18 protein-coding genes are annotated in these 26,273 nt (G+C 65.5%); 6 read left to right on the top strand and 12 right to left on the bottom strand.

The window, feature by feature from the left end:
• Positions 1–31: 31 nt before the first annotated feature.
• On the bottom strand, positions 32–976 hold the full coding sequence (locus ACN0YF_RS08915; protein WP_417494111.1) for a nucleoside hydrolase: 945 nt from the start codon (positions 974–976) through the stop codon (positions 32–34).
• A 98-nt stretch (positions 977–1,074) separates the two neighbouring features.
• On the opposite strand from ACN0YF_RS08915, the gene ACN0YF_RS08910 reads away from it, so the two are divergent.
• Positions 1,075–1,878 carry an undecaprenyl-diphosphate phosphatase gene (locus tag ACN0YF_RS08910; RefSeq protein WP_417494117.1) on the top strand — a complete coding sequence of 268 codons (804 nt, stop codon included), beginning with the start codon at positions 1,075–1,077 and terminating at the stop codon, positions 1,876–1,878.
• Positions 1,879–2,015: 137 nt separating this feature from the next.
• Here the strand turns inward: ACN0YF_RS08910 and leuB are convergent, their stop codons facing one another.
• The 9 genes from leuB to ACN0YF_RS08865 are packed head-to-tail and all read right to left on the bottom strand — an operon-like array spanning position 2,016 to position 12,411.
• Positions 2,016–3,086, bottom strand: a complete 1,071-nt coding sequence (gene leuB, locus ACN0YF_RS08905) for a 3-isopropylmalate dehydrogenase (protein WP_417494110.1) — start codon at positions 3,084–3,086, stop codon at positions 2,016–2,018.
• The gene (gene leuD, locus ACN0YF_RS08900; protein WP_417494109.1) at positions 3,083–3,670 is read right to left on the bottom strand and encodes a 3-isopropylmalate dehydratase small subunit; all 588 of its coding nucleotides are present in this window, start codon (positions 3,668–3,670) and stop codon (positions 3,083–3,085) included. The genes leuB and leuD overlap by 4 nt, the downstream gene beginning before the upstream one ends.
• Positions 3,663–5,093, bottom strand: coding sequence for a 3-isopropylmalate dehydratase large subunit (gene leuC, locus ACN0YF_RS08895; RefSeq protein ID WP_417494108.1), 1,431 nt, complete (start codon positions 5,091–5,093; stop codon positions 3,663–3,665). Before leuC ends, leuD begins: the two co-directional genes overlap by 8 nt.
• Positions 5,083–6,039 (bottom strand): branched-chain amino acid transaminase, encoded by a 957-nt coding sequence (locus ACN0YF_RS08890; RefSeq protein WP_417482940.1) that lies wholly within the window; start codon positions 6,037–6,039, stop codon positions 5,083–5,085. Before ACN0YF_RS08890 ends, leuC begins: the two co-directional genes overlap by 11 nt.
• A gap of 14 nt (positions 6,040–6,053) precedes the next feature.
• A complete protein-coding gene (locus ACN0YF_RS08885) occupies positions 6,054–7,640 on the bottom strand; it encodes a 2-isopropylmalate synthase (protein WP_417494107.1) in 1,587 nt (528 codons plus the stop codon).
• Complete coding sequence (locus ACN0YF_RS08880) at positions 7,622–7,939, bottom strand: ACT domain-containing protein (protein WP_417482942.1); 318 nt, start codon at positions 7,937–7,939, stop codon at positions 7,622–7,624. The genes ACN0YF_RS08885 and ACN0YF_RS08880 overlap by 19 nt, the downstream gene beginning before the upstream one ends.
• A 2-nt stretch (positions 7,940–7,941) precedes the next feature.
• Positions 7,942–9,648 carry an acetolactate synthase 2 catalytic subunit gene (ilvG, locus tag ACN0YF_RS08875; protein WP_417482943.1) on the bottom strand — a complete coding sequence of 569 codons (1,707 nt, stop codon included), beginning with the start codon at positions 9,646–9,648 and terminating at the stop codon, positions 7,942–7,944.
• A gap of 22 nt (positions 9,649–9,670) precedes the next feature.
• A complete protein-coding gene (gene ilvC / locus ACN0YF_RS08870) occupies positions 9,671–10,696 on the bottom strand; it encodes a ketol-acid reductoisomerase (RefSeq protein ID WP_417482944.1) in 1,026 nt (341 codons plus the stop codon).
• Positions 10,693–12,411: a dihydroxy-acid dehydratase gene (locus ACN0YF_RS08865; RefSeq protein WP_417494106.1), complete on the bottom strand. Its 1,719-nt coding sequence runs from the start codon at positions 12,409–12,411 to the stop codon at positions 10,693–10,695. The genes ilvC and ACN0YF_RS08865 overlap by 4 nt, the downstream gene beginning before the upstream one ends.
• Before the next feature lie 925 nt (positions 12,412–13,336).
• Between ACN0YF_RS08865 and ACN0YF_RS08860 the strand changes: the two genes are divergently transcribed.
• Together ACN0YF_RS08860 and ACN0YF_RS08855 are read left to right on the top strand one after the other, a co-directional pair.
• Complete coding sequence (locus tag ACN0YF_RS08860; RefSeq protein ID WP_417482946.1) at positions 13,337–14,686, top strand: ammonium transporter; 1,350 nt, start codon at positions 13,337–13,339, stop codon at positions 14,684–14,686.
• A gap of 236 nt (positions 14,687–14,922) precedes the next feature.
• Positions 14,923–15,615, top strand: coding sequence for a TorF family putative porin (locus tag ACN0YF_RS08855; RefSeq protein WP_417494105.1), 693 nt, complete (start codon positions 14,923–14,925; stop codon positions 15,613–15,615).
• Positions 15,616–15,664: 49 nt separating this feature from the next.
• On the opposite strand, the gene ACN0YF_RS08850 is transcribed toward ACN0YF_RS08855, so the two are convergent.
• Together ACN0YF_RS08850 and ACN0YF_RS08845 are read right to left on the bottom strand one after the other, a co-directional pair.
• Positions 15,665–16,726, bottom strand: coding sequence for a WD40/YVTN/BNR-like repeat-containing protein (locus ACN0YF_RS08850; RefSeq protein ID WP_417494104.1), 1,062 nt, complete (start codon positions 16,724–16,726; stop codon positions 15,665–15,667).
• Positions 16,723–19,233 (bottom strand): zinc-dependent metalloprotease, encoded by a 2,511-nt coding sequence (locus ACN0YF_RS08845; RefSeq protein ID WP_417494103.1) that lies wholly within the window; start codon positions 19,231–19,233, stop codon positions 16,723–16,725. The genes ACN0YF_RS08850 and ACN0YF_RS08845 overlap by 4 nt, the downstream gene beginning before the upstream one ends.
• 472 nt (positions 19,234–19,705) lie before the next feature.
• Here ACN0YF_RS08845 and ACN0YF_RS08840 point away from each other — a divergent pair, with 472 nt between their 5' ends.
• From ACN0YF_RS08840 to ppa, 3 genes are all read left to right on the top strand, one after another.
• Positions 19,706–21,115 carry an NAD(P)-dependent oxidoreductase gene (locus ACN0YF_RS08840; RefSeq protein WP_417494102.1) on the top strand — a complete coding sequence of 470 codons (1,410 nt, stop codon included), beginning with the start codon at positions 19,706–19,708 and terminating at the stop codon, positions 21,113–21,115.
• Positions 21,112–25,641: a glutamate synthase large subunit gene (gene gltB, locus ACN0YF_RS08835; RefSeq protein ID WP_417494101.1), complete on the top strand. Its 4,530-nt coding sequence runs from the start codon at positions 21,112–21,114 to the stop codon at positions 25,639–25,641. Before ACN0YF_RS08840 ends, gltB begins: the two co-directional genes overlap by 4 nt.
• Positions 25,642–25,734: 93 nt before the next feature.
• Positions 25,735–26,271 (top strand): inorganic diphosphatase, encoded by a 537-nt coding sequence (ppa, locus tag ACN0YF_RS08830; RefSeq protein WP_417494100.1) that lies wholly within the window; start codon positions 25,735–25,737, stop codon positions 26,269–26,271.
• The last annotated feature ends 2 nt before the right edge of the window (positions 26,272–26,273 follow it).

The following is a 26,273-nucleotide window of genomic DNA, read 5'->3' as shown; positions in this document are numbered from 1 at the left end:
AGCCAGCTTTATGGCGCACTCGCGAGGCGCGTCAATGCGAGGTGCGGCGGCAAATGCACGCCTCGATCCAGTTGAGGGCGGCGCGCTGGTCGATATCCACCGCCACACGCAGCGGCCGTCCCTGGCCCCCGGTGCGCAACAGGCCGGCAAAGCCGCTCGATGAATCGAGCTCCAGGCTTCGCGTCTCGAAGCGGAAAATGCCGGGATGCGCCAGCGCCGCGACCGCCAGGGCGTCATGGGGAAAACAGCCATCAATCCCGTCGCTGGCCCGATAGGCATCCATATAGTGATTATGCGCCCGTTGCAGGAAGCGCGTCAGGGGTGTCTCGCAGGTGCGGGCGAGGCGCGCCAGCCGGGCCCGTCGCAGCACCACCTTGCGGCAGGTATCGAGCGGTACGATCGTGAGATTGGGGGCGGCGGCCAGCACGCCGCGCACGGCCTCCAGATCGGAGCCGAAATTGAACTCGCCGGCCGTGTGCCGCCGCGAGACCGGGATGGTGAAGGCCCCGCCCATGCAGATTACCTGGCCCAGCGAGGTGAAGGCGTCGGGATGGTGGCGAAGCGCAATCGCCAGATTGGTCACCGGACCGAGGCAGATGATGGTACCGCCGGCGCCGGTCTCGCGGGCAAAGCCGGCCAGGCGTGCGGCGCTGGTCTCGGGGCCGTCCTCCTGCACATGGCCGGCCTCATAGCCCAGCAGGTGATCGGAACTGGCGCCGCCCAGCCCGTCCTCGCCATGGATGATGCGGGCATCACGCCAGCTGCCGACCAGCGGCGCGACGGCCCCGACGCTGATGCTGACATGCGGCGGATCGAAGAAGGATTGCACCAGCGCCGCATTGCGGGCCGCCTTGCGCGGCGCGACATTGCCGAACACGGTCGTGATCCCGGCCAGCTCGATCGCCGGGTCCGCATAGGCGCAGGCCAGGGCGAGCGCATCATCGACGCCGCCATCGGTATCAATCCAGACCTTCATGGCGTCTCCATCAGGCGGCGGGGGCCCCAGCTGACAAGCTGCTGGCCAAGCGAATGCAACTGTTCGAAGATGCCGCCAAATCAAACGCAACGGCAATCATGACCCTGATCCACCTCGTCGTCCTGGCCCTGATCCAGGGTATCACCGAATTTCTCCCGATCAGCTCCTCTGCGCACCTGATCCTGACCCCCACCTTTCTCGGTGAGGCCGATCAGGGCCCCCTGATCGATGTCATGGCCCATGCCGGTACCTTGCTGGCGGTGCTGGTCTATTTCTGGCGCGATATCCGCGATGTCGTGATCGGCAAGTTTGCCCTGCTCACCGGCCGCATCACGCCGGGCGGACGACTGGCCCTGCTCGTGGCGGCCTCGCTGCCGCCGGTGCTGATCTTCGGCGGCGCCCTGTTTGCCTTCGACCTGATCGAGCAATTGCGCTCGCCGCTGGTGATCGCGATCTCCACCCTGGTCTTCGCCGTGCCGCTCTGGCTCGCCGACCGTTACGGGCCCAGCGTCAAATCGATCGAGAGCATGACCTTCCGCGACGCCGTCCTGATCGGCATCGCCCAGGCCATGGCCCTGATCCCCGGCGCCTCACGCTCCGGCACCACCATGACCGCCGCGCGCGCCCTCGGCCTGAGCCGCAGCGAAAGCGCCCGTTTCTCCATGCTGATGTCGATCCCGGTGATCGTCGCCTTCGCCATCATCTCGGTCATCCGCCTGATGAGCGAAACCGAAGCCACCACCCAGCTCCACGACGGCCTCATCGTTGCCGCCCTGTCCTTCGTCTCGGCCCTGGCCGCAATCGCCGTCCTGATGCGCCTGGTAGAGCGGGTCGGCTTCCTGCCATTCGTGATCTATCGCGTCGCGCTGGGGGTCGGGCTGCTGGTCTGGCTGGCAATGTAGGGGGCGGGCGTCTATCGACGCCGCCCAGCCTTCACCCTCCTCTTCCTTGATGGAAGAGGTGCCCGCGAAGCGGGCGGAGATGGTGAGGATCGTGAAACTCAACACCTCATGACGCCCGTCACAGGAAACCCGCCTCCCTAACCCGCCGCCATCGCCGGCTGGCGTTCGAGATGTTTGATCAGGCGGATGCCGGCTTTCGAGCAGGTTAGCGTGCCGCCGAGATCGCCGGTCCATTCTCCGGCCTCGTGCATGGCGCTGACGGCGGTGCGCAGGCGGGCTGCGGCTTCGATCTCGCCCAGTCCGGCCTCGAACAATTGCGCCACGCTCTCAATCGCGCCAAACGGATTGGCCTTGTCCTGGCCGGCAATGTCGGGGGCCGAGCCGTGGATCGGTTCGAACACGCCGGGGCGTTTGTCGCCCAGCGAGGCGGAACCGAGCAGGCCGATCGAGCCGGGCAGCATGGAGGCCTCGTCGGAGAGGATGTCGCCAAACATGTTCTCCGTCAGCACGACGTCGAAGCTGGCCGGGTCGCGCAGCATATGCATGGCGGCGGCGTCGACATACATGTGGTCGAGCTCGATATCGGGATAGGTTTTGGCCCCCATCTCGCTGACGACGGAACGCCACAGACGGCTGGTTTCCAGCACATTGGCCTTGTCGACCGACATCAGCTTGCCGCGGCGCAGGCGGGCCTGCTGGAAGGCGATATGGGCGACGCGTTCGATCTCGGCGCGGGTATAGGCGCACTCATCGCTGGCATAGTCCTCGCGCTTTTGCCGGGCGCCAAAATAGATGCCGCCGGTCAGTTCGCGCACGATCAGCATGTCGACACCGGCCACCAGTTCGGCGCGCAGGGGTGATTTGCCGGCCAGGGCCGGATGCACGCTCACAGGGCGCAGATTGGCATAGACCTGCAGCGCCTTGCGCAGGCCGAGCAGGCCGGCTTCCGGGCGCGAGGCGGCCTGGTCCCATTTCGGTCCGCCGACCGCGCCGAGGAAGATCGCGTCGCTGGCCTGGCAGGCTTTCAGGGTCTCGGCTGTCAGCGGCTCGCCATACCGGTCGATCGAGGCCCCGCCGAAGGCGTGTTCGGAGAATTTGACGCGAAAGCCCGAGAGCGCGGCCACACTCTCCATCGCGGCGCGGGCCACGGCGGTGACTTCCGGACCGATCCCGTCGCCGGGCAGGAGGACGATTGAATAGGTTTTCATGCGCTGCGGGCCTCGTAAGCTGTGATGTCATCGCCGTGGGAGAGCAGAAAGCCGAGCGGATCGGTGCCCTCGATCAGGCAGTGTCTGGCAAAGGATTCGATCTCGAAATGGAAGCCGGGACCATTGCCCAGGTCAACATATTGCCGTTCCAGATCGATCTTCACCTCGACCCCCTCATGCTCGAGCAGCCAGGCGTGGGATTCGGGCGGCGCGACGATGGGCAGGATATTGTTCTTCGCTGCATTGGAGCGGAAGATGTCGGCGATCTCGCTGGAGATGACGGCGCGGACGCCGAACTCGTGCAGCGCCCAGGGCGCATGCTCACGCGAGGAGCCGCAACCGAAATTGCGCCCCGCCACCAGCACCGCAAACTCGCCGGTATCGAGCGTGTTGAGGGCGCAATCCTCCCGCTCCCGGCCATCCTTGTCATAGCGCCAGTCATGGAAGGCCAGCTTGCCCAGACCCTCGCGCGTCGTTGTGGTGAGGAAGCGGGCGGGGATGATCTGGTCGGTATCGATATCCTCCTGTGGCAACAGGAAGGTGCGGCTGTGCAGGCGGGCCAGACCGTTCGGATTGTCAGACATGGGTGCCCTCCATCAGGCTGCGCGGATCGGTGATGCGTCCGGTCACGGCGGCCGCCGCCGCCGTCGCCGGACTGGCCAGCACGGTGCGCGCGCCGGGGCCCTGGCGGCCTTCGAAATTGCGGTTGGAGGTCGAGACCACCAGCTCGCCGGTCTCGCCGCGATCTCCATTCATGGCGATACACATCGAACAGCCCGGCTGGCGCCATTGCGCGCCGGCGGTGATGAAGACCTGGTCCAGCCCCTCGGCCTCGGCCTGCCGGCGCACCTGCACCGAGCCGGGCACGACCAGGGCGCGCACGCCCGGTGCCACCTGGCGGCCGCGCATGATCTCGGCGGCCTGGCGCAGATCGGTGATGCGCGAATTGGTGCACGAGCCGATAAAGACCTGGTTGACCGGTGTGCCGGCAATCGGCTGGCCGGCCTCGAACTGCATGTAATCCAGCGATTTCTGGTGCGAGGCCGAACGCGCATCGGGCACATGGCCGCCAATGGCGATGCCGGTATCGGGGGCCGTGCCCCAGGTGACCATCGGTGCGATCTCGGCAGCATCAAGCTCGATCTCGCGATCAAAGCGAGCGCCGGGATCGCTGGCGAGCTGCGACCAGCGCTCAACGGCTTCGTCCCAGGCGGCACCCTCGGGGACGAGCTTGCGGCCTTTCAGCCAGGCAAAGGTGGTGGCATCCGGTGCGATCATGCCGGCGCGGGCACCGGCCTCGATCGACATGTTGCAGACCGTCATCCGGCCCTCCATGTCGAGCGCCTCGATGGCTTCGCCAGCATATTCGATCACACAGCCCGTGCCGCCATCAATCCCGAGCCGGGCGATGATCGCCAGCACGATATCCTTGGCCGAGACGCCCCGGCCGGCGCGGCCATTGACGGTGACGCGCAGGGATTTCGGCTTGCGCTGCAACAGGCACTGGCTGGCCAGGACATGGCCGACCTCGGTGGTGCCGATGCCGAAGGCCAGCGCCCCGAAAGCGCCGTGGGTGGCGGTATGGCTGTCGCCGCACACCACCGTCATGCCCGGCTGGGTCGCGCCCAGTTCCGGACCCATCACATGCACCACACCGCGATGATCACTGCCCCAGCCATGCAGCGGGATGGCGTGGGCGGCGGCATTGGCCTCGAGCATCTCGACCTGCAGCTGCGCCGCCTTGGTGGCATAGGGAGGGGTCTCTCCGGCGGTGAAGTCGAGCGTCGGTGTCGAGTGGTCGATGGTCGCCAGGGTGCGATCAGGGCGCCGCACCTTGAGGCCCCGCGCCGCCAGGGCCGAGAAGGCCTGGGGCGAGGTGACCTCATGGATCAGGTGCAGGTCGATATAGAGCACGCCCGGGGTCTCGGCGGTCTCCGCCGAGACCTGGTGGGCATCCCAGACCTTGTCGAACAGGGAACGCGGCGTGGTGCCGTCGTCAGGCGACATGCTGCACCTCCATGCCATTGCCGTGGGCCGGGTGCAGCCAGCCATGACGGTCCGGCGTCTCGCCCGAGAACAGGCCGAAGAAGCGCTTCTGCATCAGCTCGGCGATCGGGCCGCGGCCCTCGCAGCGCACGACATGACCGTCGACCGAGCGCACGGGGGTGATCTCGGCGGCGGTGCCGGTGAAGAAGATCTCGTCGGCGACATAGAGGCTCTCGCGCGACAGGGTCTGTTCGCGCACATCATAGCCTTCCGCTTCGGCCAGCTTGATCACCGCATCGCGGGTCAGGCCCGACAGGATGGAGGCCGAGGTGGGCGGCGTGCGGATAATGCCGTCGGAGACGACGAAGATATTCTCGCCGGCACCTTCGGAGACCAGGCCGTTGACGTCGAGGCCAATGCCTTCGTCAAAGCCGCGCGAATGCGCCTCATGGCTGATCAGCACCGAGGAGAGATAATTGCCGCCGGCCTTGGCACCGGTCGGAATCGTGTTCGGGGCCGGGCGGTTCCAGCTGGAGATGCAGCAATTGACGCCCTTGGTCAGGGCTTCCTCGCCGAGATAGGCGCCCCAGGGGAAGGCCGCGATGCAGACTTCGATCTTGGTGTCCTGGCCCGGCAGCACGCCGATACCGCCATAACCGAAGAAGGCGATCGGGCGGATATAGGCGTCTTTCAGCCGGTTCGAGCGGATGACCTGTTTGCAGGCCTCCTCGAGCTCGGCCTCGGTATAGGGCAGCGGCATGTGGTAGACGCGCGCCGAATCGAACAGGCGCCGGACATGTTCCTTCAGCCGGAAGATTTGCGGGCCATTGGGCGTGTCGTAACAGCGAATGCCCTCAAACACGGAGGTGCCGTAATGCAGGGCATGGCTGAGAACATGGGTCTGGGCGTCCTGCCAGTCGATCAGCTCGCCATTGCGCCAGATGAAGTCGGTTTCCTGAATTGCCATTGTCGTGTTCCTGGTTAGACGGCGATCGCCGTTGGAGAATGGGCGGCACCGGTCTGGTCAAAGGCCTGACCCCGGTCGAGGGTAAACAAGAAGGCGTCGATCGCTGCGGTTACCACATCGGGACCGCGGGCGCGGCCACTGACCTGGTTTCCATTGAGATTGAGCCGGATCTCGGCGACGAAATCCCGGCCTGCCGGTGAATTGACCAGCCGGGTTTCCAGACCAATCACTTCGGCGGTGGTACCGGTGATCCGTTGCACCGCGGCGAAGGCCGAGGCCATCGGCCCGTCGCCCGAGGCGATGTCGGAGACGCGGCCGCGCTCGGGATGTTCCAGCTCGACGCGGGCGAATTGCTGTGGTTTCGGGCCGGTCGTGGTGCGCAGTTCGGTCCGCAGGACTGTCCACTTCGAGCCGCTCTGGGAGCGGTGCTCCATCAGCGCGACCAGGTCGGCATCGGTCGCTTCGCCATATTCGTCGGCATAGGCCTTGAAGGCGGTGAAGGCCGCGCTCAGCGTATCCGGATCGGGCTGATAGCCCAGCTGCGCCAGCCGCTGGGTCAGGGCGTGCTTGCCCGAATGCTTGCCCAGTACCAGGGCGCTGCCCGGGGATCCGACGCTTTCCGGCGTCATGATCTCGTAGGTGCGCCGGTCCGACAGCATGCCGTGCTGGTGAATGCCGGCCTCATGCGAGAAGGCATTCTTGCCGACAATCGCCTTGTTGGGCGACAGGGCCGCACCGGTGACGCGCGTCAGTTTCTGGCTCGCCGGCCACAGGCCGGTCGTGTCCAGATGCGTGGTGACGCCGAAGATGTCGGCGCGGACCCGCAGGGCCATCACCACTTCCTCGAGCGAGCAATTGCCGGCGCGTTCGCCGATACCATTGATTGAGCATTCGATCTGGCGCGCACCGCCCTGCACCGCGGCGAGGCTGTTGGCGACGGCCAGGCCGAGATCATCATGGCAATGGGTCGAGAAGATCACATGTCCGGGCCGCTCGACCTTCTCCGAGAGCATGGCGAACAGGTCGCGGATCTCGCCGGGCTCGCTGACACCGACGGTGTCGGGAACGTTGAGGACATCGGCCCCGAAGCTGGCGGCACAACTCATCGCCTCGATCAGGAAGTCCGGCTCGGTGCGCAGGGCATCCTCGGCCGAGAATTCGATCTCGTCGAAACGGCCGCGCGCGTGCAGCAGGGCCTTTTCAATCGCCCGCAGCACTTCCAGCCGGGACATTTTCAGCTTGGCTTCGCGGTGGATCGGGCTGGTGGCGAGGAAGACGTGCAGGCGTTTGCGCTGCGCCGGCTCCAGCGCCCGCGCGGCGGCATCGACATCGGCTTCATTGGCCCGGGCCAGCGAACAAATGGTTGGACCGCTGATCTCCGACGCGATCAGGCTGATGGCCTCGGCATCGCCCTGGGAGGCGGCTGCAAAGCCGGCCTCGATCGTGTCGACCTTCACCTGTTCGAGCATCCGTGCCACAGCCAGCTTGTCGGCCGGGGACATCGAGAAGCCGGGGGCCTGCTCGCCATCGCGCAGGGTGGTATCGAAAATATACAGCCGGTCATCACTGGCCGGGGCGCGGTCTATTGTGGGTGTGGACATCCGTCCCTCCATTCGCCGGTGGTCGCCGGCGCAATCGCGGCAGTATCGGGCATCGCATCGGCGGCGCCGGGACGAGAAACCGCATGGACGTCAAACAGGCGCTCGACCTGACGGGCGAGGATATCGATCTGGCGGCCGCCATTGCGGGCGGTCAGGTCGAGGGTGACGCGGGCGCTGCCATTGCTGGCCGCCGACATCGCCATGCTGGCGATGGTGAAGCCACGGCGCTCGATCAGACCGACGAGCCGCACAAGTGCACCTTCAGTCTCGAATATTTCGACGTGCAGGGTGTTGCTCATGGTCAATTCTCCATCATGTCAGCATTGGATGCGCCGGGCGGCACGAGCGGCCAGACGTTTTCGCGTGGATCGATCAGCACATGGGCCAGGATCGGTCCGCGTGACCGCAACAGGCGGTCGATGGCACCGGGAACCTCGTCGCGCGCATGCACTGTGAAGGCCTCGATGCCGAAGGCACGGGCGACTTCGGCGAAGTCGGGATTGTCGTAGAGGTCGATCTCCGAGAAGTTCTGCTCGAAGAAATATTCCTGCCACTGGCGCACCAGGCCCAGCGTGCCATTGTCGAGCAGCAGGATCTTGATCGGAACGCCATAGCGGCGGGCCGTCGCCAGTTCCTGGATATTCATCATGATCGAGCCATCGCCGGTGATGGTGACCACCTTCGCGTCGGGCCGTTCCATGGCCGCACCGATCCCGGCGGGCAGGCCATAGCCCATCGCACCCAGACCGGCGCTGGTCAGGTGGCTCGAGGGCTGTGCAAAGCGGCAATGCTGCGCCACCCACATCTGGTGCTGGCCGACATCGCAGGCGGCGATGAAATCATCGCCGGCCGTCTCGGATAATTGCTTCAGCAGGGCCGGGGCGAAAATGCCGGAACCGGGCGCATTGTAATCGAAGGCAAATTCCTTCAGCCGTTCGGCACAGGTCCGGCGCCAGTCCTCGATGTCCAGATAGCCGGGATCGAAGCGGGTCAGCGCGTCGGCGATATCGCAACCGATGGCAACGTCAGCCCAGCGCAGCTTGCCGATTTCCGCCGGATCGCCATCGATGTGAATGATGCGGGCATCCGGCGCGAACGTGTCGGGCTTGCCGGTGGCACGATCATCGAAGCGCGCACCGACGCACAGCAGCAGATCGCTTTCCTGGACTGCCAGATTGGCCGTCCGCGTGCCGTGCATGCCCAGCATGCCGAGGAAGTTCAGGGCGTCGGGATGCGGTGTGCCCAGGCCTTTCAGGGTCGCAACGGCGGGGATGCCGGTGCGGGCCATGAAATCACGCAGGTGTTCGACGGCGTTCCCGAGCCCGACGCCGCCGCCGATATACAGCACCGGGCGCCGGGCCTGGGTTAGCAGAGCCGTTGCCGCCTCTAAAAGGGGGGGAGAGGCGAGCAACGGCGCTGCCGCAGGACGAGGCGCGCCTGGGGGGGGCGGTGATGCCTCGGCCTGTAGCACGTCCTTGGGCAGATCGATCAGAACCGGACCGGGACGGCCCTCTTCTGCGATCCGGAAGGCTTCAGCGATCATCTCAGGGATGCGATTGGCATCCCGGATAATGATCGAATGTTTTACGACCGGCATGGTCATACCGAAAACATCGACTTCTTGGAAGGCATCCGTGCCCATCAGACCGGACGGGACCTGGCCCGTCAGGATGATCATCGGCACGGAATCCATGTAGGCATTGGCGATGCCCGTCAGGAGATTGGTCGCCCCCGGTCCCGAGGTGGCCAGGCAGACACCGGCCTTGCCGGTGATTCGCGCCTGGGCGTCGGCGGCAAAGGCGGCGGCCTGTTCGTGGCGCACCAGGACATGCTGCAGGCTCGACCCGGTCAGTGCGTCATAGACAGGCATGATCGCGCCGCCCGGATAACCGAATATCCGGGTGACGCCGAGATCCTCCAGTGTGCGCACCACCAGATGCGCCCCCGTATTGCGGGAGCGCGCCTGGGGCGGGGCTTGGGTCTCGGGCTGGGTCGACAACAGGGTCATGATCAGGTCCAGGTCTCGGCGTTCAGGTATTGGCGCCGGCTTGCAGCCACGGCATTTCTGCGCGCAGCTCGGCACCGGTTTTTTCGATCGGATGTTCGAGATCCTTGCGCAGCAGGGCGTTGTATTGCGGCTTGCCGGCCTGGTTCTCCATGATCCAGTCGCGGGCGAATGTGCCGTCCTGGATATCGGTGAGAACTTCCTTCATCCGCGCCTTGGTCTCGGAATTGATGACGCGCGGACCCGAGCGCAGATCGCCATAGATCGCGGTCTCCGAGATGAATTCATGCATCTTGGCCAGCCCGCCCTCATAGAGCAGGTCCACGATCAGCTTGAGCTCGTGCATGCATTCGAAATAGGCGACTTCGGGCTGGTATCCGGCCTCGGTCAGGGTCTCGTAACCGGCCAGGACCAGCTCGGTCGCACCGCCGCACAACACGGCCTGCTCGCCGAACAGGTCGGTCTCGGTTTCCTCGGCGAAGGTGGTCTCGATCACACCGGCCGTGGAGCCGCCGATACAGGCCGTATAGCTCAGTGCCCGGTCACGGGCGGTGCCGGTCGCGTCCTGGTGCACGGCGAACAGGCAGGGCACGCCGCGGCCGCGCTCGAATTCGCGCCGCACCAGATCGCCCGGGCCCTTGGGCGCAACGAGGATGATGTCGACATCGTCCGGCGCTTCGATGCGGCCGTAATGGACGGTGAAGCCATGGGCAAACAGAACGGCATCGCCGGCGTTCAGATTGGGCGCGATCTGGTCGCGGAAGATACCCTCGTGCGACATGTCCGGGGTCAGGATGGCGATCACCGAGGCTTCGCGGGCCGCGTCCGGGATCGGTGCGGTGCGCAGGCCGTCGGCCTTCGCGCGCTTGTCGCCCTTGCCGCCGGGACGGACGCCGACGATCACATCGCAACCGCTTTCCTTCATGTTCAGCGCATGGGCGCGGCCCTGGCTGCCATAGCCGATGACGGCCACCGGTTTCGCCTTGAAGGCGGCGGTGTCGATCTCGAAGGCCATGCGGCGGGGCGTGGCAGGGGTTTGTGACGTGGTCATGCGGAAGTCTCCTGGGTGGTCTCGGATGGTTGTGAGGACGGGGTGGTGGTGAGTTCGATCGTCACGGCGCCTTGCGAGGCCGGCGAGACGAGGCGAGAATATTTGGTGAAGACGCCGCCCATCGGATTGGGCTCGGGCGGGGTCCAGCCCTTGCGGCGGGCATCCAGGTCGGCATCGCAATCAATGCGGCGCGCGGCGACATCGATGCGGATGGTGTCGTCCTCGCGGATCAGGCCGATGGCACCGCCCTCGACGCTTTCCGGACAGACATGACCGATGACGAAGCCCTTGGAGGCACCGGAAAACCGGCCATCGGTGATCAGGGCGACATGCTCGCTCAGGCCCTGGCCGACCAGGGCGCCGGTGATGCCCAGCATTTCGCGCATGCCGGGACCGCCGCGCGGGCCCTCATTGCGGATGATGATGACATCGCCGCGTTTGATGCGGTTGTCCTCGACGGCGGCAAAGGCGTCCTCCTCGCGTTCGAACACGCGGGCCGGGCCCTCGAAACGGGTGTGGGAATGGCCGGACAGTTTGAGAACTGCGCCGTCCGTGGCCAGATCGCCATAGAGGATGCGGAAACCGCCATCGGGCTTGACCGGATCGGCGACGGTGCGGACGACGCGCTGGCCGGGTGATTCAACGGCGCTGGCGAATTCCTCGAACAGGGTCTTGCCGGTCACGGTCGGGGCATCGGCCAGGCATCCCGCTTCCATCAGGCGCTGGCCGAACAGGCGCGTGCCGCCGGCCAGGAACAGGTGGTGGGCGAAGAAACGGCCGCCCGGCTTGAGATCGGTGATCACCGGAGCGGTCGCGGAGACCTCGTCGAAAGTATTGATCGAGAAGGGCACCCCGGCTTCCGCCGCAATGGCGGCCAGGTGCAGGACGGCATTGGTCGAGCCGCCGCTGGCCGACGCGGCGATGGCGCCATTGCGCAGCGAGACCTCGGTGATGAAGCTGCGCGGGCGGGTGCCCGACTTGACCAGATCAACCACCAGCCGGCCGCAACGCGCAGCCGCTTCGGCCTTGTCCGGGTGCGGTGCCGGGATGTCATTGGCGCCCATCGGTGACAGGCCCATCATCGACAGGATCATCGCCATCGTGTTGGCGGTGAACTGGCCGCCACAGGCACCGGCGCCGGGGCAGGCGGCCTTCTCGACCTCGGCCAGTCCGGCATCGTCCAGCGTGCCGCAGGCATGGGCGCCAACGGCCTCGAACACATCCTGGATCGACAGATCCTTGTCGCCCTGGCGGCCGGGCATGATCGTGCCGCCATAGAGGACGCAGCCGGGGATATCCATTCGCGCCAGCGCCATGGCGGCAGCGGGGATGGTCTTGTCGCAACCGACCAGCACGATCAGCCCGTCCAGCGAGTGACCGCGCACGGCCAGCTCGATCGAATCGGCGATCACCTCGCGCGAGATCAGCGATGCGCGCATGCCCTGCGTGCCCATCGAGATGCCGTCGGAGACGACGATGGTGTTGAAATCGACCGGCACACCGCCCGCCTCGCGGATCGCATCGCGAACCGGTGCGGCCAGATCGGCCAGGTGCATGTTGCACGGCGTCACCGTGGTCCAGGTATTGACCACGGCGATCATCGGCTTGTCGAAATCCGCATCCGACATGCCCGTCGCCCGCAGCATGGCACGCGCCGGTGCACGCGCGGCGCCGAGCGTGATGGTATCGGAAGTCTTCGGTTTTTCAGTCGACATCAGAATTTCCCGTGTCGCAGACACGAAAAACCCCGCTCCAGGTTCCGGAAGCGGGGTTTTTCGTGTCTGCCAAGTTTGCGTTTGCTAACCGGCAGGCGCGGAGACCGCTCCCGTTATGGAGGTGAGAATAAGTACAAGGAGGAGGAGCGCGGTCGACAGCACCCGCACGTCCGGCAGGACGGCGGCCGAAATAATCGGCTCTGGGGTGACGCGGTTACGCATGACGCGGTGGCTTCCTCATTCGTGTTGCAGTGCAAGGTGACCTGCCCTCGGCGTGATGGCAAGCAAAAATGTGCACTAAATGTGCGTTCCGGCTCTCGGCGGGGTTGCGCGGGGCAATAATTTGCCCGGAACGACACACCTATAGTGGCTTCATTGCGACTTGCGATGGATTGGCGCTGCTGCAAAAGCAGGCATGCCTGCCCGGATTCGGGCGCGAGAGCCTCAGTCTCAGCGAATGCGGGAAATCGGGTTGACCTTCCTTTGAGCAGCTGCAGCAATTTCCGGGCGGCATTCCTGTTGTCGCGACTCTGTGGATTGACTAGCTGGCGGCGGCCGACGCCAGCGCTTTCTTTTGAAGCAGAAAATTGCGTTACAGGAGTCGAAATGAGGAAAAAGTGAGAAAATCTACGATATTTCGTGATTTCTGATAAATTTGTTGCGTTGCAACATTTCCCGATCTAGCCTTCAAATATCAAGAGGCGCACCAACGCGTCCGACCACAGATCGCACATATGGGATCCGTCATTGCCGATCGGCGATGCGGATCATGGGTAACCGCCTGGCACACGCCGGGCCCGGGCCGAAGGGCCGAGGACAACCCGAGATCCTAGAGAAATTTTCGTTCTGCCATGGGGCAGGCCGGTCAACGGCGTGAATCCGTCACGCCTGATCGGGAAATTCACACCTGAAAAGGGGGATCGCCATGCGTGGCAAGAAACTGAAATACGGAGCGATGGCAGCCATCGGCTGCGCGGCGCTCGGCGCGAGCCTGGCCATTTCGGCCCCGGCCGCGGCCGAGGTCAGCGAAGAGACCGCCTTTGTCTTCAACACCCTGCTATTCCTGATCGGCGGCTTTCTTGTCATGCTGATGGCGGCCGGTTTCGCCATGCTTGAGGTCGGCTTCGTCCGCACCAAGCACGCGGCTGCGATCTGTCTCAAGAATATCGCGCTCTACGCCATCGCCGGGGTGATGTTCTACCTCGCCGGCTACCAGGTCATGTATGGCGGCGAGACCGCCTATTTCGGCTTCCCGGCGATCTGGTCTCCGTCCGAACTGACCGGTGATGCGGAGATCGATCTCTCGACCGGCTATGCCTCGGCATCTGACTGGTTCTTCCAGATGGTGTTTGTTGCCACCACCGCATCAATCGTGTCCGGCGCTGTCGCCGAGCGCGTCAAGATCGGGCCCTTCTTCCTGTTTGTCGTCGTGCTGACGGCCGCGATCTACCCGATCCAGGGTTCCTGGGAATGGGGCGGCGGCTGGCTCGATGCCCAGTTCGGCTTCTCCGACTTTGCCGGTTCGACGCTGGTTCACTCCACGGGTGGCTGGGCCGCTCTGGCCGGTGCCATCCTGCTCGGTGCCCGTTCGGGACGTTTCGGACCCAATGCCAGCCCGATGCAGCCCTCTTCCCTGCCGCTGGCAACCCTGGGCACATTCCTGCTCTGGTTCGGCTGGTTCGGCTTCAACGGTGCCTCGCAGCTGGCGCTGGGTTCGGCTGCCGACGCGGTCGCCATCTCCCAGGTCTTCGCCAATACCAATATGGCCGCTGCCGGCGGTGTGGTGACGGCCTATGTCCTCTCGCTCATCCTCGGACGCGGCAAGGCCAATCTCGCCTACTGCCTCAACGGGGCCCTGGCCGGTCTGGTCTCGATCACGGCTGAACCGCTCACCCCGACCATCATGGATGCCGTTCTGATCGGTGCGGTCGGTGCCGTCATCGCCACCTTCGGTGCGAAACTGCTCGAGCTGATCCGGATCGATGACGTCGTCGGTGCCATCCCGGTCCACCTGTTCGCCGGTATCTGGGGCACGATGGCCGTGCCGCTGACCAATAGCGACGCGACCTTCTACGGCCAGGCCGTCGGTGTCGGTGCCATCGGTGCCTTCGTCTTCACGGCGAGCTTCGTTGTCTGGCTGATCCTGAAAATCACGGTCGGTATCCGGCTCTCACCCGATGAAGAGATTGTCGGCGGTGACCTGTCCGAACTCGGACACGCCGCGGGCAGCATCTTCAGCACCCCGGAGGGAAAGGATTCGGTCCCGGCTCAATAACGGGGTTGGCGAGCGTGTCCGGCACCTGCGCGGTGCCGGCCGCGGCTCGCGAGCCCGGGACCGCTCAGGCCGATCCACCCCCAAGCCAAATCCTGCCGGCGCGACGGTCCGGACCGACCGCCCGCCACAGTCTGAAATCCTCGCCGGTGGCGCTGCGCGCCCCGGAGATACCCCGATCGCGACCGTCCCGGCGGCAGTCACGAGACACCAGCAAAAACCCTTGAGGAGTACGCGTTATGAAAAATATGACACCCAAACTCGCCAGCCTGGCCCTCGCGGCCCTGCTTGGCAGCACCGCCGCAGCCACCGCTTCGGCCCAGGACATCGAAGGCAATGTCGCCCTCACCAGCAATTATATCTTCCGCGGCGTGACCCAGACCGACAATGGACCGGCGATCTCCGGCGGGTTCGACTTTGCTGACGAGAGCGGCATCTATGCCGGCGTCTGGGGCTCGAGCGTCGATTTCGGCGACGACACCACCATGGAACTCGACCTCTATGGCGGCTATGCCTTCACGGCAGGCACCTGGGATCTCGACTTCGGCGCGATCTACTACGGCTATCCCGATAGCCCGAGCGCTGGCGGCGAGCAGAATTTCTGGGAATTCTATGGAGCCGTGGGGCATGCACTCGGGCCCCTCGCCTGGGATGCCAAAGTGTCGTATTCGCCCGACTTCTACCTCGAGAGCGGTCCGGCCACCTATCTGGAAACCGGCCTCGCCTATGAGTTCCCGGCCGGCGTGACGGTCGATGCCCGTATCGGTGCCAGCACCTTCGATGACCTGTCCGGTGCCGATTACGAGGACTACCAGCTCGGCCTGTCGGGCACGGCGTTTGAAAATGTCGGCTGGGATGTGCGCTATCACAAACTGTCTGATGACGGTGATGACAGCTTCGTCTTCACCATCTCGCAATCGTTCGGCGGCTAGCCATGCGAGCAGTCTGGCCCGGTGTTCTCCCCCACCGGGCCAGACTGTCCTATTCCACGGCCTGGTCGACCCGGATGCGGTGGATCCGGCCCTCGTTGCCAACAACCCAGCCCTGCGCCGCCCCCGGCGCAAAGGCAATGGCGTTGGAGCCTGTCAGCGCAACGGGTTCCCAGTTGCGGCCACCATCGCGGCTGAGATCCGCGCCATTCGGTCCGACCGCCAGGAAATGTCCGGGCAGGCCGGGCAGGGCCGCGACACCCGAGCGATAGCCGGCTGGTGCCGTCGCGGGTTCAAACCAGATGCGCCCGCCATCGAGCGAATAGGCGGCCACGCCCTCCCGCGCATCCTCGCGGGTGTAATCACCACCGACCGCGACCAGCGTATTGCCCGCCACGGCGATGGAGAAAATCCCTGCGCCCGCCCCGGCACTGGCGAGAGGTGCCTCCACCACCTCCCAGCCGGCTCCGAAATCACCGCTCATCAGGACACGCGCCTTCGCAGCGCCGCCTGTCCCGATCCAGACGCGGCCATCGGGCCCGGTTGCGAGGCTTGAATCCGAGGCGGCAAAACCCGCTTCGCCCTCCAGGGGAGCGGGAAGCCCCTCCGCCTGCGACCAGCTCTGCCCCCCGTCTTCCGTCAGCAGGATGTGGAAGACGCCGTCGACCGGGTCGGAAAACGCAATGCCCCGGTTCGCGTCCCAGAATGCCAGCCCGTCGAAAAAGGCCGCATCCGAGGCGTCCTCATACAACAGGGTGAAGGAGTTGCCGCCATCACGCGTTTCAAACAGGCGCGCCGGGCTTCCGGCGGTGAAGAAGAGCGCGTGTTCAGCATCAAAACCGTGGGCCGAGCGCAGGTCGAGCCCCGCCGCCGCCTCGATCCGGCTCCGGGTCCAGCTCTGGCCGCCATTGATCGTGCGCAGGACCACGCCATCGGGCGCCCCGATCCAGGCGGTGGTCTCATCGACGACAGCCAGCCCGCGCAGGCTGGTCTCGACGCCGCTGCGCTGCGCCGTCCCGTCGATGCTGACGGCCGGAGGTGGCGCTGAGGGCTGGCAGGCTGCCGTCAGGCCGAGGAGCGCCAGGGTGAGACCTGCACCGATGGCGCGCTTCACTGCCCCAGACCCAGAAGGCCGGCACTGTCGCAATGCCAGCAGCTGGCGGCCCCGATCGGGCTCCCTGGCGGGACGGCGGTCTCGATGCCGCCGAGCTCTTCGCCGCGATCAATCCGCTCCAGTCCGGCCTCGATTTGCCGGGCCAGCCAGAGCCGGCTGGCGCGCGGTCCGGCGCTGCCTGCCCGGCCCGTCGGCAGGGCAGAGGCCAATGCCTCAAGCCGGGCCCGCGCCAGTGCGGCCGGGGTGCGTGCATCACCGTCCGTCACGGCGAGCAGCTGGGCGATATATTCGCCCTGGATGGCGCTGCGCAGCGGCGTCAGTCGCGCAGCCTCGTCGCGGGGCGCGGTGAACAGCGCACCTTCAACCGCATCAAACACCTCGTCGGCCGACAGCTGGGCCGGATCGCGGGCGCTCTGTTCGGCGATACGCGCCAGCCGGGCCGGCGAGAGCATGGCCTGCAGGGTGATCCGCGCCGCCGCCGCTGCTGCATCCTCCCGGCTGAAGGCCGGATATTGCGAGGAGGCGAAAATCTCCCGCGTCGCGGCATCATCGTTATCGGTATAGGGCGAAGGCATCAGCTGCGAGGCGGTCCTGTCCGCGATGTCGAGTGCGCCCGGATCAAGGGTGGCGAGCAATGACGCCAGGGCGCGTCTCTGGTCTGCGGCAGGAGCCGGGGTGATGCCGCGCAGCGGGCCGGCATTGAGCTGGTACTCGAAATAGACCCCGCCGAGCGTCTTGGCTGCGGCTTCGGCCTGGTAGCGGTGGTAGAGATAGATCGGCGAGAACACGGCGCGCAATTCGCTCGCCGGCAGGCCGTCGGCCAGGGTTTGCGGGCCGAAATTCGCCAACGCCGCGGCGCGTACCGCCATGATGTCATCGAGTGCCTGGACCGGATCGCGGCCATTATCCCAGAGATTGGCCAGCGGATGGGCGGAATTATTGCCGCGCGCGTGCTGGTCGCTGATGTAGCGCAGGCCACCGGCACGGGCGCCGTCGAGAATCGCTTCCTGGGCGGCGGCTTCGTCGGCCGGGTCGGCGTATTGCGCATAGAGCCAGCTGATTGCCACCCGGTCCCAGGCGGCAATGCCATGTGCATAGGCATCGCTGACATCGAACTGTCCGGCGTCATCAAGCGTAACCAGCGGTGCGGGGTAGTCCATCACCGAGGCACGGCCATTCGTGCTGGCGGCGAAGTTGTGCAGCAGGCCGATGGTGTGTCCGACCTCGTGAGCCGAGAGCTGACGGATGCGGGCGAGCGCGAGTTCGAGCGGATCGTCGGCGGAGCCGGAGCCGGTATTGGCGGTGCCGAGCAGGCCTTCGAAGATCGTCCGGTCCTGGCGGATGCGCTGGCTGCCGAGAATGACATGACCCTTGATGATCTCGCCGGTACGCGGATCGACCACGGCGCCGCCATAGGACCAGCCGCGCGTCTGGCGGTGCACCCACTGGATGATATTGTAGCGCAGGTCGAGCGGGTCGGCGCCCTCGGGCAGGAGCTCGACCCGGAAGGCGTCCTCAAATCCGGCCGAGGTAAAGGCGTCCGACCACCAGCTGGCGCCCTCGATCAGGGCATCGCGGATCAGGGGCGGGGTGCCGCGTTCGACATAATAGACGATGGGCTCGACCACCGGCCCGGAGGCGGCGGCCGGGTCAACCCGCTCGAGCCGGTGACGAATGGCGAAATAGCGCCGCACCGGCGCATCGAGCGGGGCCGCCATGTCATAGATTTCCATGGCGATGGCGCCGGCGCGGTCATCGGCCTCGCGGATCTCGTAGCCGGCTTCCGGCAGGGCGGCGAAGGAGTGGTGGACAGTCAGCGTCACCGACCCGGCATCCGGCGTCACGGCGCGCACTTCCGATCCCGGTTCGCTCGACTCCAGGGTCAGCAAGGCGTCGATCTCGACATTGAGCGGGAAGGCCCGGACGCTGCCGGTCAGGGCAGCGCTGCGATCAGCATCAATAGTGAAACTGCCCTGTTCCGCTCTGGCAAGCTGCGCGACGGCGCCGATCGGGTCGCGGGTGAGGAATCCCGACAGGTCGACCAGCACGTGACCATTGCGTTCCGCGACGATCTCGCTGCTCCAGACAATGGAGCGGGCGAAGGATTGCTCCGTCGCCTGGCGTTCCGGCGCCTCGGCGCCGACGGCCTGGTAGCGATTGTTCTCGAATTCGGCGAAGACGTGATCATTGACGCGGAAGAAGCGCAGGATCCGGGACTCAGCGCCCAGACCGCGATCCAGTCCGACCGGATTTGAGCCGAGGCCGGAGGCCAGCCAGGCGGTGTAGATCAGGCGTCCGAGCGAGCCGTCATCCTGCGGCGTCAGCTCGGCAAGGATGCGGCCATCATCCTCATCGACATGCAGGGTGAACAGTCCTTCGACCCGGGACAGGCCCTCGGTTGTTTCGGCATAGCTGGCGGCCTCGTCGCGGGACCAGGCTGCGGGCGCGCTCGCCGCCATCAGCAAAATCGCCAGGCCCGTGGCCAGTCTGTTCAGATAACCCGTCATGATCCTGCTCCCCACAGCTGTGCAGACGGGACGCTAGCCTGCGTGCACATATGTGTCACCCCACCGGGTTTTGGCGGTGCAGGGGTGCCCGGAGACCGGCTTCCCTGTTGCATCGGCTTGTCCGATCCGGTGCTGACGGGTGGGCGACCCGCCCGCCTCGGGGTGCTGATCGCGGCGCTTTCTCCGATCGGGTCAATTTGTCGCTGCGTCTGTCCGGGCAAAGCCGGGCCGCTGCGACCGGGAAGCGACCCGATTATGCCGCGCTGCAGCAATTTTCGACAGCGAAAAACTTGGCTAAAAAGTCTCTACACTTGGGTCTCAACCAGTCCATAAGACAAAAAAATACCAATCAACGGCAAATTTTGGTACATTCTTTCCGAGCGAGACTCGGCGCCGCCCTTGAGTGCGAGGCCCGGGTGTGCTGCACTGCAGAAGAGTGTGAACGATTAGAGGAAAGCCTTTGCTGCGATTTGTGGACATCGATCAGGCATATCCGGGCAAGCGCCCGGAAGCGGAACGCCGAAATGACTTTCTCGAGATTTATCAACCTGTTGATGTTCTCGAAGTCGCGGCGCAGGCTTCGCGTTGTTCGCAATGCGGCATTCCGTTCTGCCAATCGGGTTGCCCCTTGCAGAACAATATCCCCGACTGGCTGATGCTGGCCGGGACCGGGCGCTTGCGTGAGGCCTATGAGGTTTCCGCGGCGACATCGACCATGCCGGAGATCTGTGGCCGCATCTGCCCGCAGGACCGCCTTTGTGAAGGCAGTTGCGTGGTCGAGAAATCCGGTCATGGCGCCGTCACGATCGGCAGCGTCGAGCAATACATCACCGATACGGCCTGGGATGAGGGCTGGGTGCCCCCGATCCGTCCCGGTGCGCCGCGCGGACAAAGTGTGGGCGTCATCGGATCCGGGCCCGCCGGACTGGCGGCTGCGGAACGGCTGCGCGAGGCGGGCTGCGAGGTCACGGTCTATGAGCGCGCCGATCGCGCCGGCGGTCTGCTGATGTATGGCATTCCCGGCTTCAAGCTCGACAAGAGCGTGGTCCAGCGCCGGCTGGACCGTCTCGCCAGGGGCGGCGTGCAGTTCCGGCTCAATTTCGAGATCGGACGCGACGCCTCGCTGGATGTCCTGCGCTCGCAGCATGATGCAGTCTTGATCGCCACCGGCGTCTATGCAGCACGCAAACTGGTCTGCCCCGGCGCCGGCGAGGATGTTGTCCAGGCGCTCGATTACCTGATCCGGTCCAATCGTGACGGGCTCGGCGATCCGCAGGCTGCCAATGAGCGCCTGTCGGCCGAGGGCAAGGACGTGATCGTGATCGGTGGCGGCGACACTGCGATGGACTGTGTCCGCACCGCCATCCGCCAGAAGGCGCGCTCGGTGACCTGCCTCTATCGCCGCGACCGCGCCAACATGCCCGGTTCGGCCCGCGAAGTGCGCCATGCCGAGGAAGAGGGCGTCGTGTTCGAATGGCTCTCTGCTCCGCTTGCAATTCTCACCCAGGGTGAGGACGTCACCGGCGTCCGGGTCCAGCGCATGCGGCTGGGCGATCCCGATGCCTCCGGCCGGCGCCTGCCCGAGGCCGAGCCTGGCAAGACGGTCGATCTGCCCGCCGACATGGTCATCTCCGCGCTCGGCTTTCAGCCCGAGGATCTGCGCCAGAGCTTCGAGGCGCCGGAACTGAACCTCACCGACTGGGGCACGGTTGAGTCCGATCCCGACTCGAGCATGACGAGCCTCAACGGCGTTTTCGTCGCCGGCGACATCCAGCGCGGAGCCTCCCTCGTTGTCTGGGCCATTCGCGACGGGCTCGATGCCGCCCGCTCGATCGAAAGCTATCTGGACAATCGCCTCGCCGTGCTCGGAGCCGCCGAATGACACACACCAACTGGTCTGAATCCCGGCACCGCGCAGGGCTGGAACTGCTTGAATCGTCCGGTCTCTACCGGTCCGAGGATGAACGCGATGCCTGTGGTGTCGGCCTGATCGCCGACATGAAGGGCAAGCCGCGCCGCGAGATTGTCGAACTGGCGATCGACGCGCTCAAATCCGTCTGGCACCGCGGCGCTGTCGATGCCGATGGCCGCACCGGCGATGGCGCCGGCTTGCGTCTTGGCGTGCCGCAGGACTTCTTCAAGGCGGCCGTTGCCCGCACCGGTCACGAGCCGGAACGCGGTGATGTGATCGTCGGCATGGTGTTTCTGCCGCGCACGGATTTCGCCGCCCGCGAACGCGCCCGCGCCATTATCGAGGCGGAGATCCTCGGCCAGGGTTTCAGCTTTTACGGCTGGCGCCAGACGCCGACGAATACGGCCGTGCTGGGGACCAAGGCGCGCTCGACCCTGCCGGAAATCGAGCAGGTCCTGTTCCGCGATCCCCGCGGCCGCGACGCGGCCACCGTGGCCCATACGCTCTACATCATCCGGCGCCGCATCGAGCGCCGCGCCCGCGAGGAGAATCTGCGCGAGCTCTATATCTGTTCGCTCTCGCCGCATGACATCATCTACAAGGGGCTGTTCCGCGCCGAGGATATCGACTCCTTCTATATTGATCTGAAGGACGAGCGCTTCATCTCGCCCTTCGCGATCTTCCATCAACGCTATTCGACCAACACTTTCCCGGAATGGCGCCTGGCCCAACCCTTCCGCATGCTCGCCCATAATGGCGAGATCAATACGATCCGCGGCAATACCAACTGGATGAAGAGCCACGAGGCCCACATCGCCGAGACCGCCTTTGCCGATGCGCAACAGGATGTGAAACCGGTGATCCAGCCCGGCGCTTCCGATTCAGCCGCGCTCGACCAGGTGTTCGAAATCCTCGTCCGCGCCGGTCGCAATGCGCCGATGACCAAGACGCTGCTGATCCCGGAAGCCTGGTCCAAGCGCGCCGATGTCATGCCCGATGGCTGGAGCGCGATGTATGAGTATTTCAATTCGGTGATGGAGCCCTGGGACGGGCCGGCCGCGATTGCGGCCTTTGATGGCCGCTGGGCGATTGCCGGGCTCGACCGCAATGGTCTGCGCCCGATGCGCTATGCGATCACCGATGACGGATTGCTGGTCGCCGGCTCGGAAACCGGCATGGCCCCGATCGCGCCGGAGCGCGTCGTCGAGCGCGGCGGCATCACGCCGGGCCGACTGATCGCGCTCGATCTCGAGGAGGGGCGCTTTTACCGCGAGCACGAGATTCTCGACACGCTCAGCGAGACCCATCCCTATCAGCGCTGGCTCGGTGAGGTCGAGGATATCGAACCGGCCATCGGTATCGGGCCGGAGCCGGTCGAATACACCGCCGATCAACGCCTGCGGCGCCAGGCGGCGGCCGGGTTCAGCTTCGAGGCAATCGAGCTGGTGATCAATTCCATGGCCGAGGACGGCAAGGAGGCGGTCGGCTCGATGGGCGATGACACGCCGCTCGCCGTGCTGTCGGAAACCTACCGGCCCCTGTCACACTTCTTCCGTCAGACCTTTGCCCAGGTCACCAATCCGCCGATCGATTCCCTGCGCGAGGGCCGCGTGATGGGGCTGAAGACGCGTTTCCGCAATCTCGGCAATATCCTGGCCCAGGGCGAGACCCGGGCCAATGTCCTGGTGCTCGACAGCCCGATCCTGACCAATGGCGCCTATGCGCGCTGGCGTGAGATGATGGGCGGGGCGGTCAAGGAAATCGATTGCCTGCTGCCGGTTGGGGAAGCCACCGGCGACGGGCTCGCCCTCGGCGCGGCGATCGACCGGGTGATCGAGGCGGCCATCTATGCCGTGCGCGATGGTGCGGCGCATCTGGTGCTCACCGATCACAATTCCGACGAAAACCATTGTGCCCTGCCCATGATCCTCGTCGCCGGTGCCGTGCATTCGCGCCTGACCCGCCAGGGCCTGCGCAATGCCTGCTCGATCAATGTGCGTTCGGCCGAGTGTTTCGATCCCCATTATGCCGCCGTGCTGATCGGGCTCGGCGCGACCACGGTCAATCCTTATCTCGCCTTCGAGACGATCACCGCCCATCGCGATCATCCGGGTGATGACCAGGCTGCGCGCAGCCGGGCCAAGCATCTCAAGCTCGCGCTCGATGGCGGCCTGCTCAAGATCATTTCGAAAATGGGCATCTCGATCATCTCCTCCTATCGCGGCGGCTGCAATTTCGAGGTTCTCGGCTTGTCGCGGGCGCTGGTGGAAGCCTATCTGCCCGGCGTGGTGAGCCGGATTTCCGGTCTCGGCCTGCCCGGGCTGGAAGCCCGCACGGTCGATCTGCACACCACCGCCTGGCGCGGCGATGCCCGCCTGCCGGTGGGCGGGTTCTACCGCCAGCGCTCGACCGGCGACCGTCATGCCGTCACCGCCACGACGATCACCGAGCTGCAGCAGGCGGTCAAACACAATGACCCCGCCGCCTGGGCGCGCTATCGCGACGCGCTGGCCGGGCAGGGCGCGATCCAGCTGCGCGATCTGCTCGATATCCGGCCGCTCGGGCCGAAAATTCCGGTCGGCACCGTTGAGTCGATCAACGGGATCCGCCGCCGTTTCGTGACGCCCGGCATGTCGCTGGGGGCGCTGTCCCCGGAAGCGCACGGGGCGTTGAACGTGGCCATGAACCGCATCGGCGCCAAATCCGTCTCCGGTGAAGGTGGCGAGGATCCGCGTCGCTATACGGCGATGCCCAATGGCGACAACATGAATTCGGCGATCAAGCAGATCGCCTCGGGCCGCTTCGGGGTCACGGCGGAATATCTCAACCAGTGCCGCGAGATCGAGATCAAGGTCGCCCAGGGTGCCAAGCCCGGCGAGGGCGGGCAATTGCCCGGCTTCAAGGTGACCGATTTCATCGCAAAGATGCGCCTGGCCACACCGGGCGTGTCGCTGATCTCGCCGCCGCCACACCATGATATCTATTCGATCGAGGATCTGGCGCAGCTGATCTATGATCTCAAGCAGATCAATCCGCGCGCCCGGGTCGGCGTCAAGCTGGTCGCCTCGGCCGGGGTCGGCGCGGTTGCGGCCGGCGTCGCCAAGGCCAATGCCGACATCATCAATATCTCCGGCAGTGTCGGCGGCACCGGTGCGGCCTCGCTGTCGTCGATCAAGTTTGCCGGTGGCCCGCTCGAACTCGGTCTCGCCGAGGCACACCAGATGCTCTCGCTCAACGGTCTGCGCGAACGCATCACCCTGCGCGCCGATGGCGGCATGCGTACCGGGCGCGATATCGTCATTGCGGCCATGCTCGGGGCCGAGGAATTCGGTATCGGCACGGCCTCATTGCTGGCGCTGGGCTGTCTGATGGTGCGCCAATGCCATTCCAACACCTGTCCGGTCGGCATCTGTACCCAGGATGATGATCTGCGGCTCCGCTTTGGCGGCGCGCCGGATCATGTCGTCAATCTGATGACCTTCCTGGCCCAGGATGTGCGCGAAATCCTCGCGGGCTTGGGCGCGAAAGACCTGGAAGACGTGATCGGGCGCACCGATCTGCTCGACCAGGTCTCGCGCGGTTCCGAGGCACTCGACGATCTCGACCTCAGCGCCATCATGGCCCGCGCCGATGCGGCCGAACGCCCGGCGCGCTCGACCCGCGAGCAGCGCAATCCGGTCGCGCCAAGCCTGGACGAGCAGATCATTGTCGATGCGGCACCGGTCTTTGCCCGCGCCGAGAAGATGCAGCTCGACTATGCGGTGCGCAACACCGACCGCGCCGTGGGTACGCGGACCTCGTCGGAGATCATCCGCGTGTTCGGCGGCACCGGCCTGGCCGAGGATTATCTGACGCTGAAACTGCGCGGCTCGGCGGGCCAGTCGCTCGGCGCCTTCGCGACCAGCGGCCTGCGGATCGAGCTCGACGGCGATGCCAATGACTATGTCGGCAAGGGCCTGTCCGGCGCGACGATCATCGTGCGTCCGTTCGGCGGATCGCGCGACCAGACCACGGGCAGTGCGATCGTCGGCAATACCTGCCTTTACGGCGCGACCTCCGGACGGCTGTTTGCTGCCGGACAGGCCGGCCAGCGCTTTGCCGTGCGCAATTCCGGCGCCCTGACGGTGATCGAGGGCTGCGGCGCCAATGGCTGTGAGTACATGACCGGGGGTGTCGCCGTGATCATCGGCCCGGTCGGCGATAATTTCGCGGCCGGCATGACGGGCGGCGATGTCTTTGTGCACGACCCGGAACGCCGCCTCGATGCGCGCCTCAACACCGATACGGTGGTTGCGCTCGCCATGTCAGCCAGCGCTGAAACCCGCTGCCGGGAACTGATCGAGAAGCATGCGCGGCACACCGGCTCGGCCCGGGCGAAGCGCCTGTTGGCCGACTGGGCCGTTGAACGCGAGCATTTCGTCCATATCCGGGGCGAGGAAGTCGTGCGGCGCGAGACGCCTGTGGAGACCGACGAGCCGGCGACGCGGCTCGCTTGATGTGAAATCCCGTGTTGCGGTGCAGCACGGGATTGGTTCGCCGTGCATATCAGCGTATGAGATCGCCAAATCCCCGCCGACTGGAGCACGAATATGCGGATCGAAAAGATCGCCTCGGGTGTGAACCCGCCAGAAGATATCAATGTCATCATCGAGGTCCCGGTTGGCGGCCAGCCGGTGAAGTATGAAATGGACAAGGAGGCGGGCACCGTCTTCGTCGACCGTTTCCTGCACACGCCGATGAGCTATCCGTGCAATTACGGCTTCATGCCGCACACCCTGTCGGAAGATGGCGACCCGATCGATGTCATGGTGCTCGGTCAGACGACCCTGATGCCGGGCTGTGTGGTTCGCGCCCGTCCGATCGGCGTTCTGCTGATGGAAGACGAGAGCGGGCTGGACGAGAAAATCCTCTGCGCCCCGCACCACAAGCTGACGCCGTTCTACGATGACATCCTGGATTATTCGGACGTGCAGAAGCCGCTGATCATGCGCATCACGCACTTCTTCGAACACTACAAGGATCTCGAGCCCCACAAATGGGTCAAGGTCGAAGGCTGGGGCGATGCCGCCCGTGCCCGCGAGCTGATCCTCGAGGCGATCGAGCGCGAGAAAGCCAGCAAGGCCTGATC

It is taken from the genome of Maricaulis sp. (assembly GCF_048270265.1).
In the GTDB taxonomy this organism is placed as follows: domain Bacteria; phylum Pseudomonadota; class Alphaproteobacteria; order Caulobacterales; family Maricaulaceae; genus Maricaulis.
This window is presented reverse-complemented; position numbering and strand designations above follow the sequence as displayed.

Excerpts from the sequence above, each read along its gene's own strand:
- ACN0YF_RS08915 (WP_417494111.1), bottom strand. The coding sequence starts at position 976 with ATGAAGGTCTGGATTGATACCGATGGCGGCGTCGATGATGCGCTCGCC.
- ACN0YF_RS08910 (WP_417494117.1), top strand. The coding sequence starts at position 1,075 with ATGACCCTGATCCACCTCGTCGTCCTGGCCCTGATCCAGGGTATCACC.
- leuB (WP_417494110.1), bottom strand. The coding sequence starts at position 3,086 with ATGAAAACCTATTCAATCGTCCTCCTGCCCGGCGACGGGATCGGTCCG.
- leuD (WP_417494109.1), bottom strand. The coding sequence starts at position 3,670 with ATGTCTGACAATCCGAACGGTCTGGCCCGCCTGCACAGCCGCACCTTC.
- leuC (WP_417494108.1), bottom strand. The coding sequence starts at position 5,093 with ATGTCGCCTGACGACGGCACCACGCCGCGTTCCCTGTTCGACAAGGTC.
- ACN0YF_RS08890 (WP_417482940.1), bottom strand. The coding sequence starts at position 6,039 with ATGGCAATTCAGGAAACCGACTTCATCTGGCGCAATGGCGAGCTGATC.
- ACN0YF_RS08885 (WP_417494107.1), bottom strand. The coding sequence starts at position 7,640 with ATGTCCACACCCACAATAGACCGCGCCCCGGCCAGTGATGACCGGCTG.
- ACN0YF_RS08880 (WP_417482942.1), bottom strand. The coding sequence starts at position 7,939 with ATGAGCAACACCCTGCACGTCGAAATATTCGAGACTGAAGGTGCACTT.
- ilvG (WP_417482943.1), bottom strand. The coding sequence starts at position 9,648 with ATGACCCTGTTGTCGACCCAGCCCGAGACCCAAGCCCCGCCCCAGGCG.
- ilvC (WP_417482944.1), bottom strand. The coding sequence starts at position 10,696 with ATGACCACGTCACAAACCCCTGCCACGCCCCGCCGCATGGCCTTCGAG.
- ACN0YF_RS08865 (WP_417494106.1), bottom strand. The coding sequence starts at position 12,411 with ATGTCGACTGAAAAACCGAAGACTTCCGATACCATCACGCTCGGCGCC.
- ACN0YF_RS08860 (WP_417482946.1), top strand. The coding sequence starts at position 13,337 with ATGCGTGGCAAGAAACTGAAATACGGAGCGATGGCAGCCATCGGCTGC.
- ACN0YF_RS08855 (WP_417494105.1), top strand. The coding sequence starts at position 14,923 with ATGAAAAATATGACACCCAAACTCGCCAGCCTGGCCCTCGCGGCCCTG.
- ACN0YF_RS08845 (WP_417494103.1), bottom strand. The coding sequence starts at position 19,233 with ATGACGGGTTATCTGAACAGACTGGCCACGGGCCTGGCGATTTTGCTG.
- gltB (WP_417494101.1), top strand. The coding sequence starts at position 21,112 with ATGACACACACCAACTGGTCTGAATCCCGGCACCGCGCAGGGCTGGAA.
- ppa (WP_417494100.1), top strand. The coding sequence starts at position 25,735 with ATGCGGATCGAAAAGATCGCCTCGGGTGTGAACCCGCCAGAAGATATC.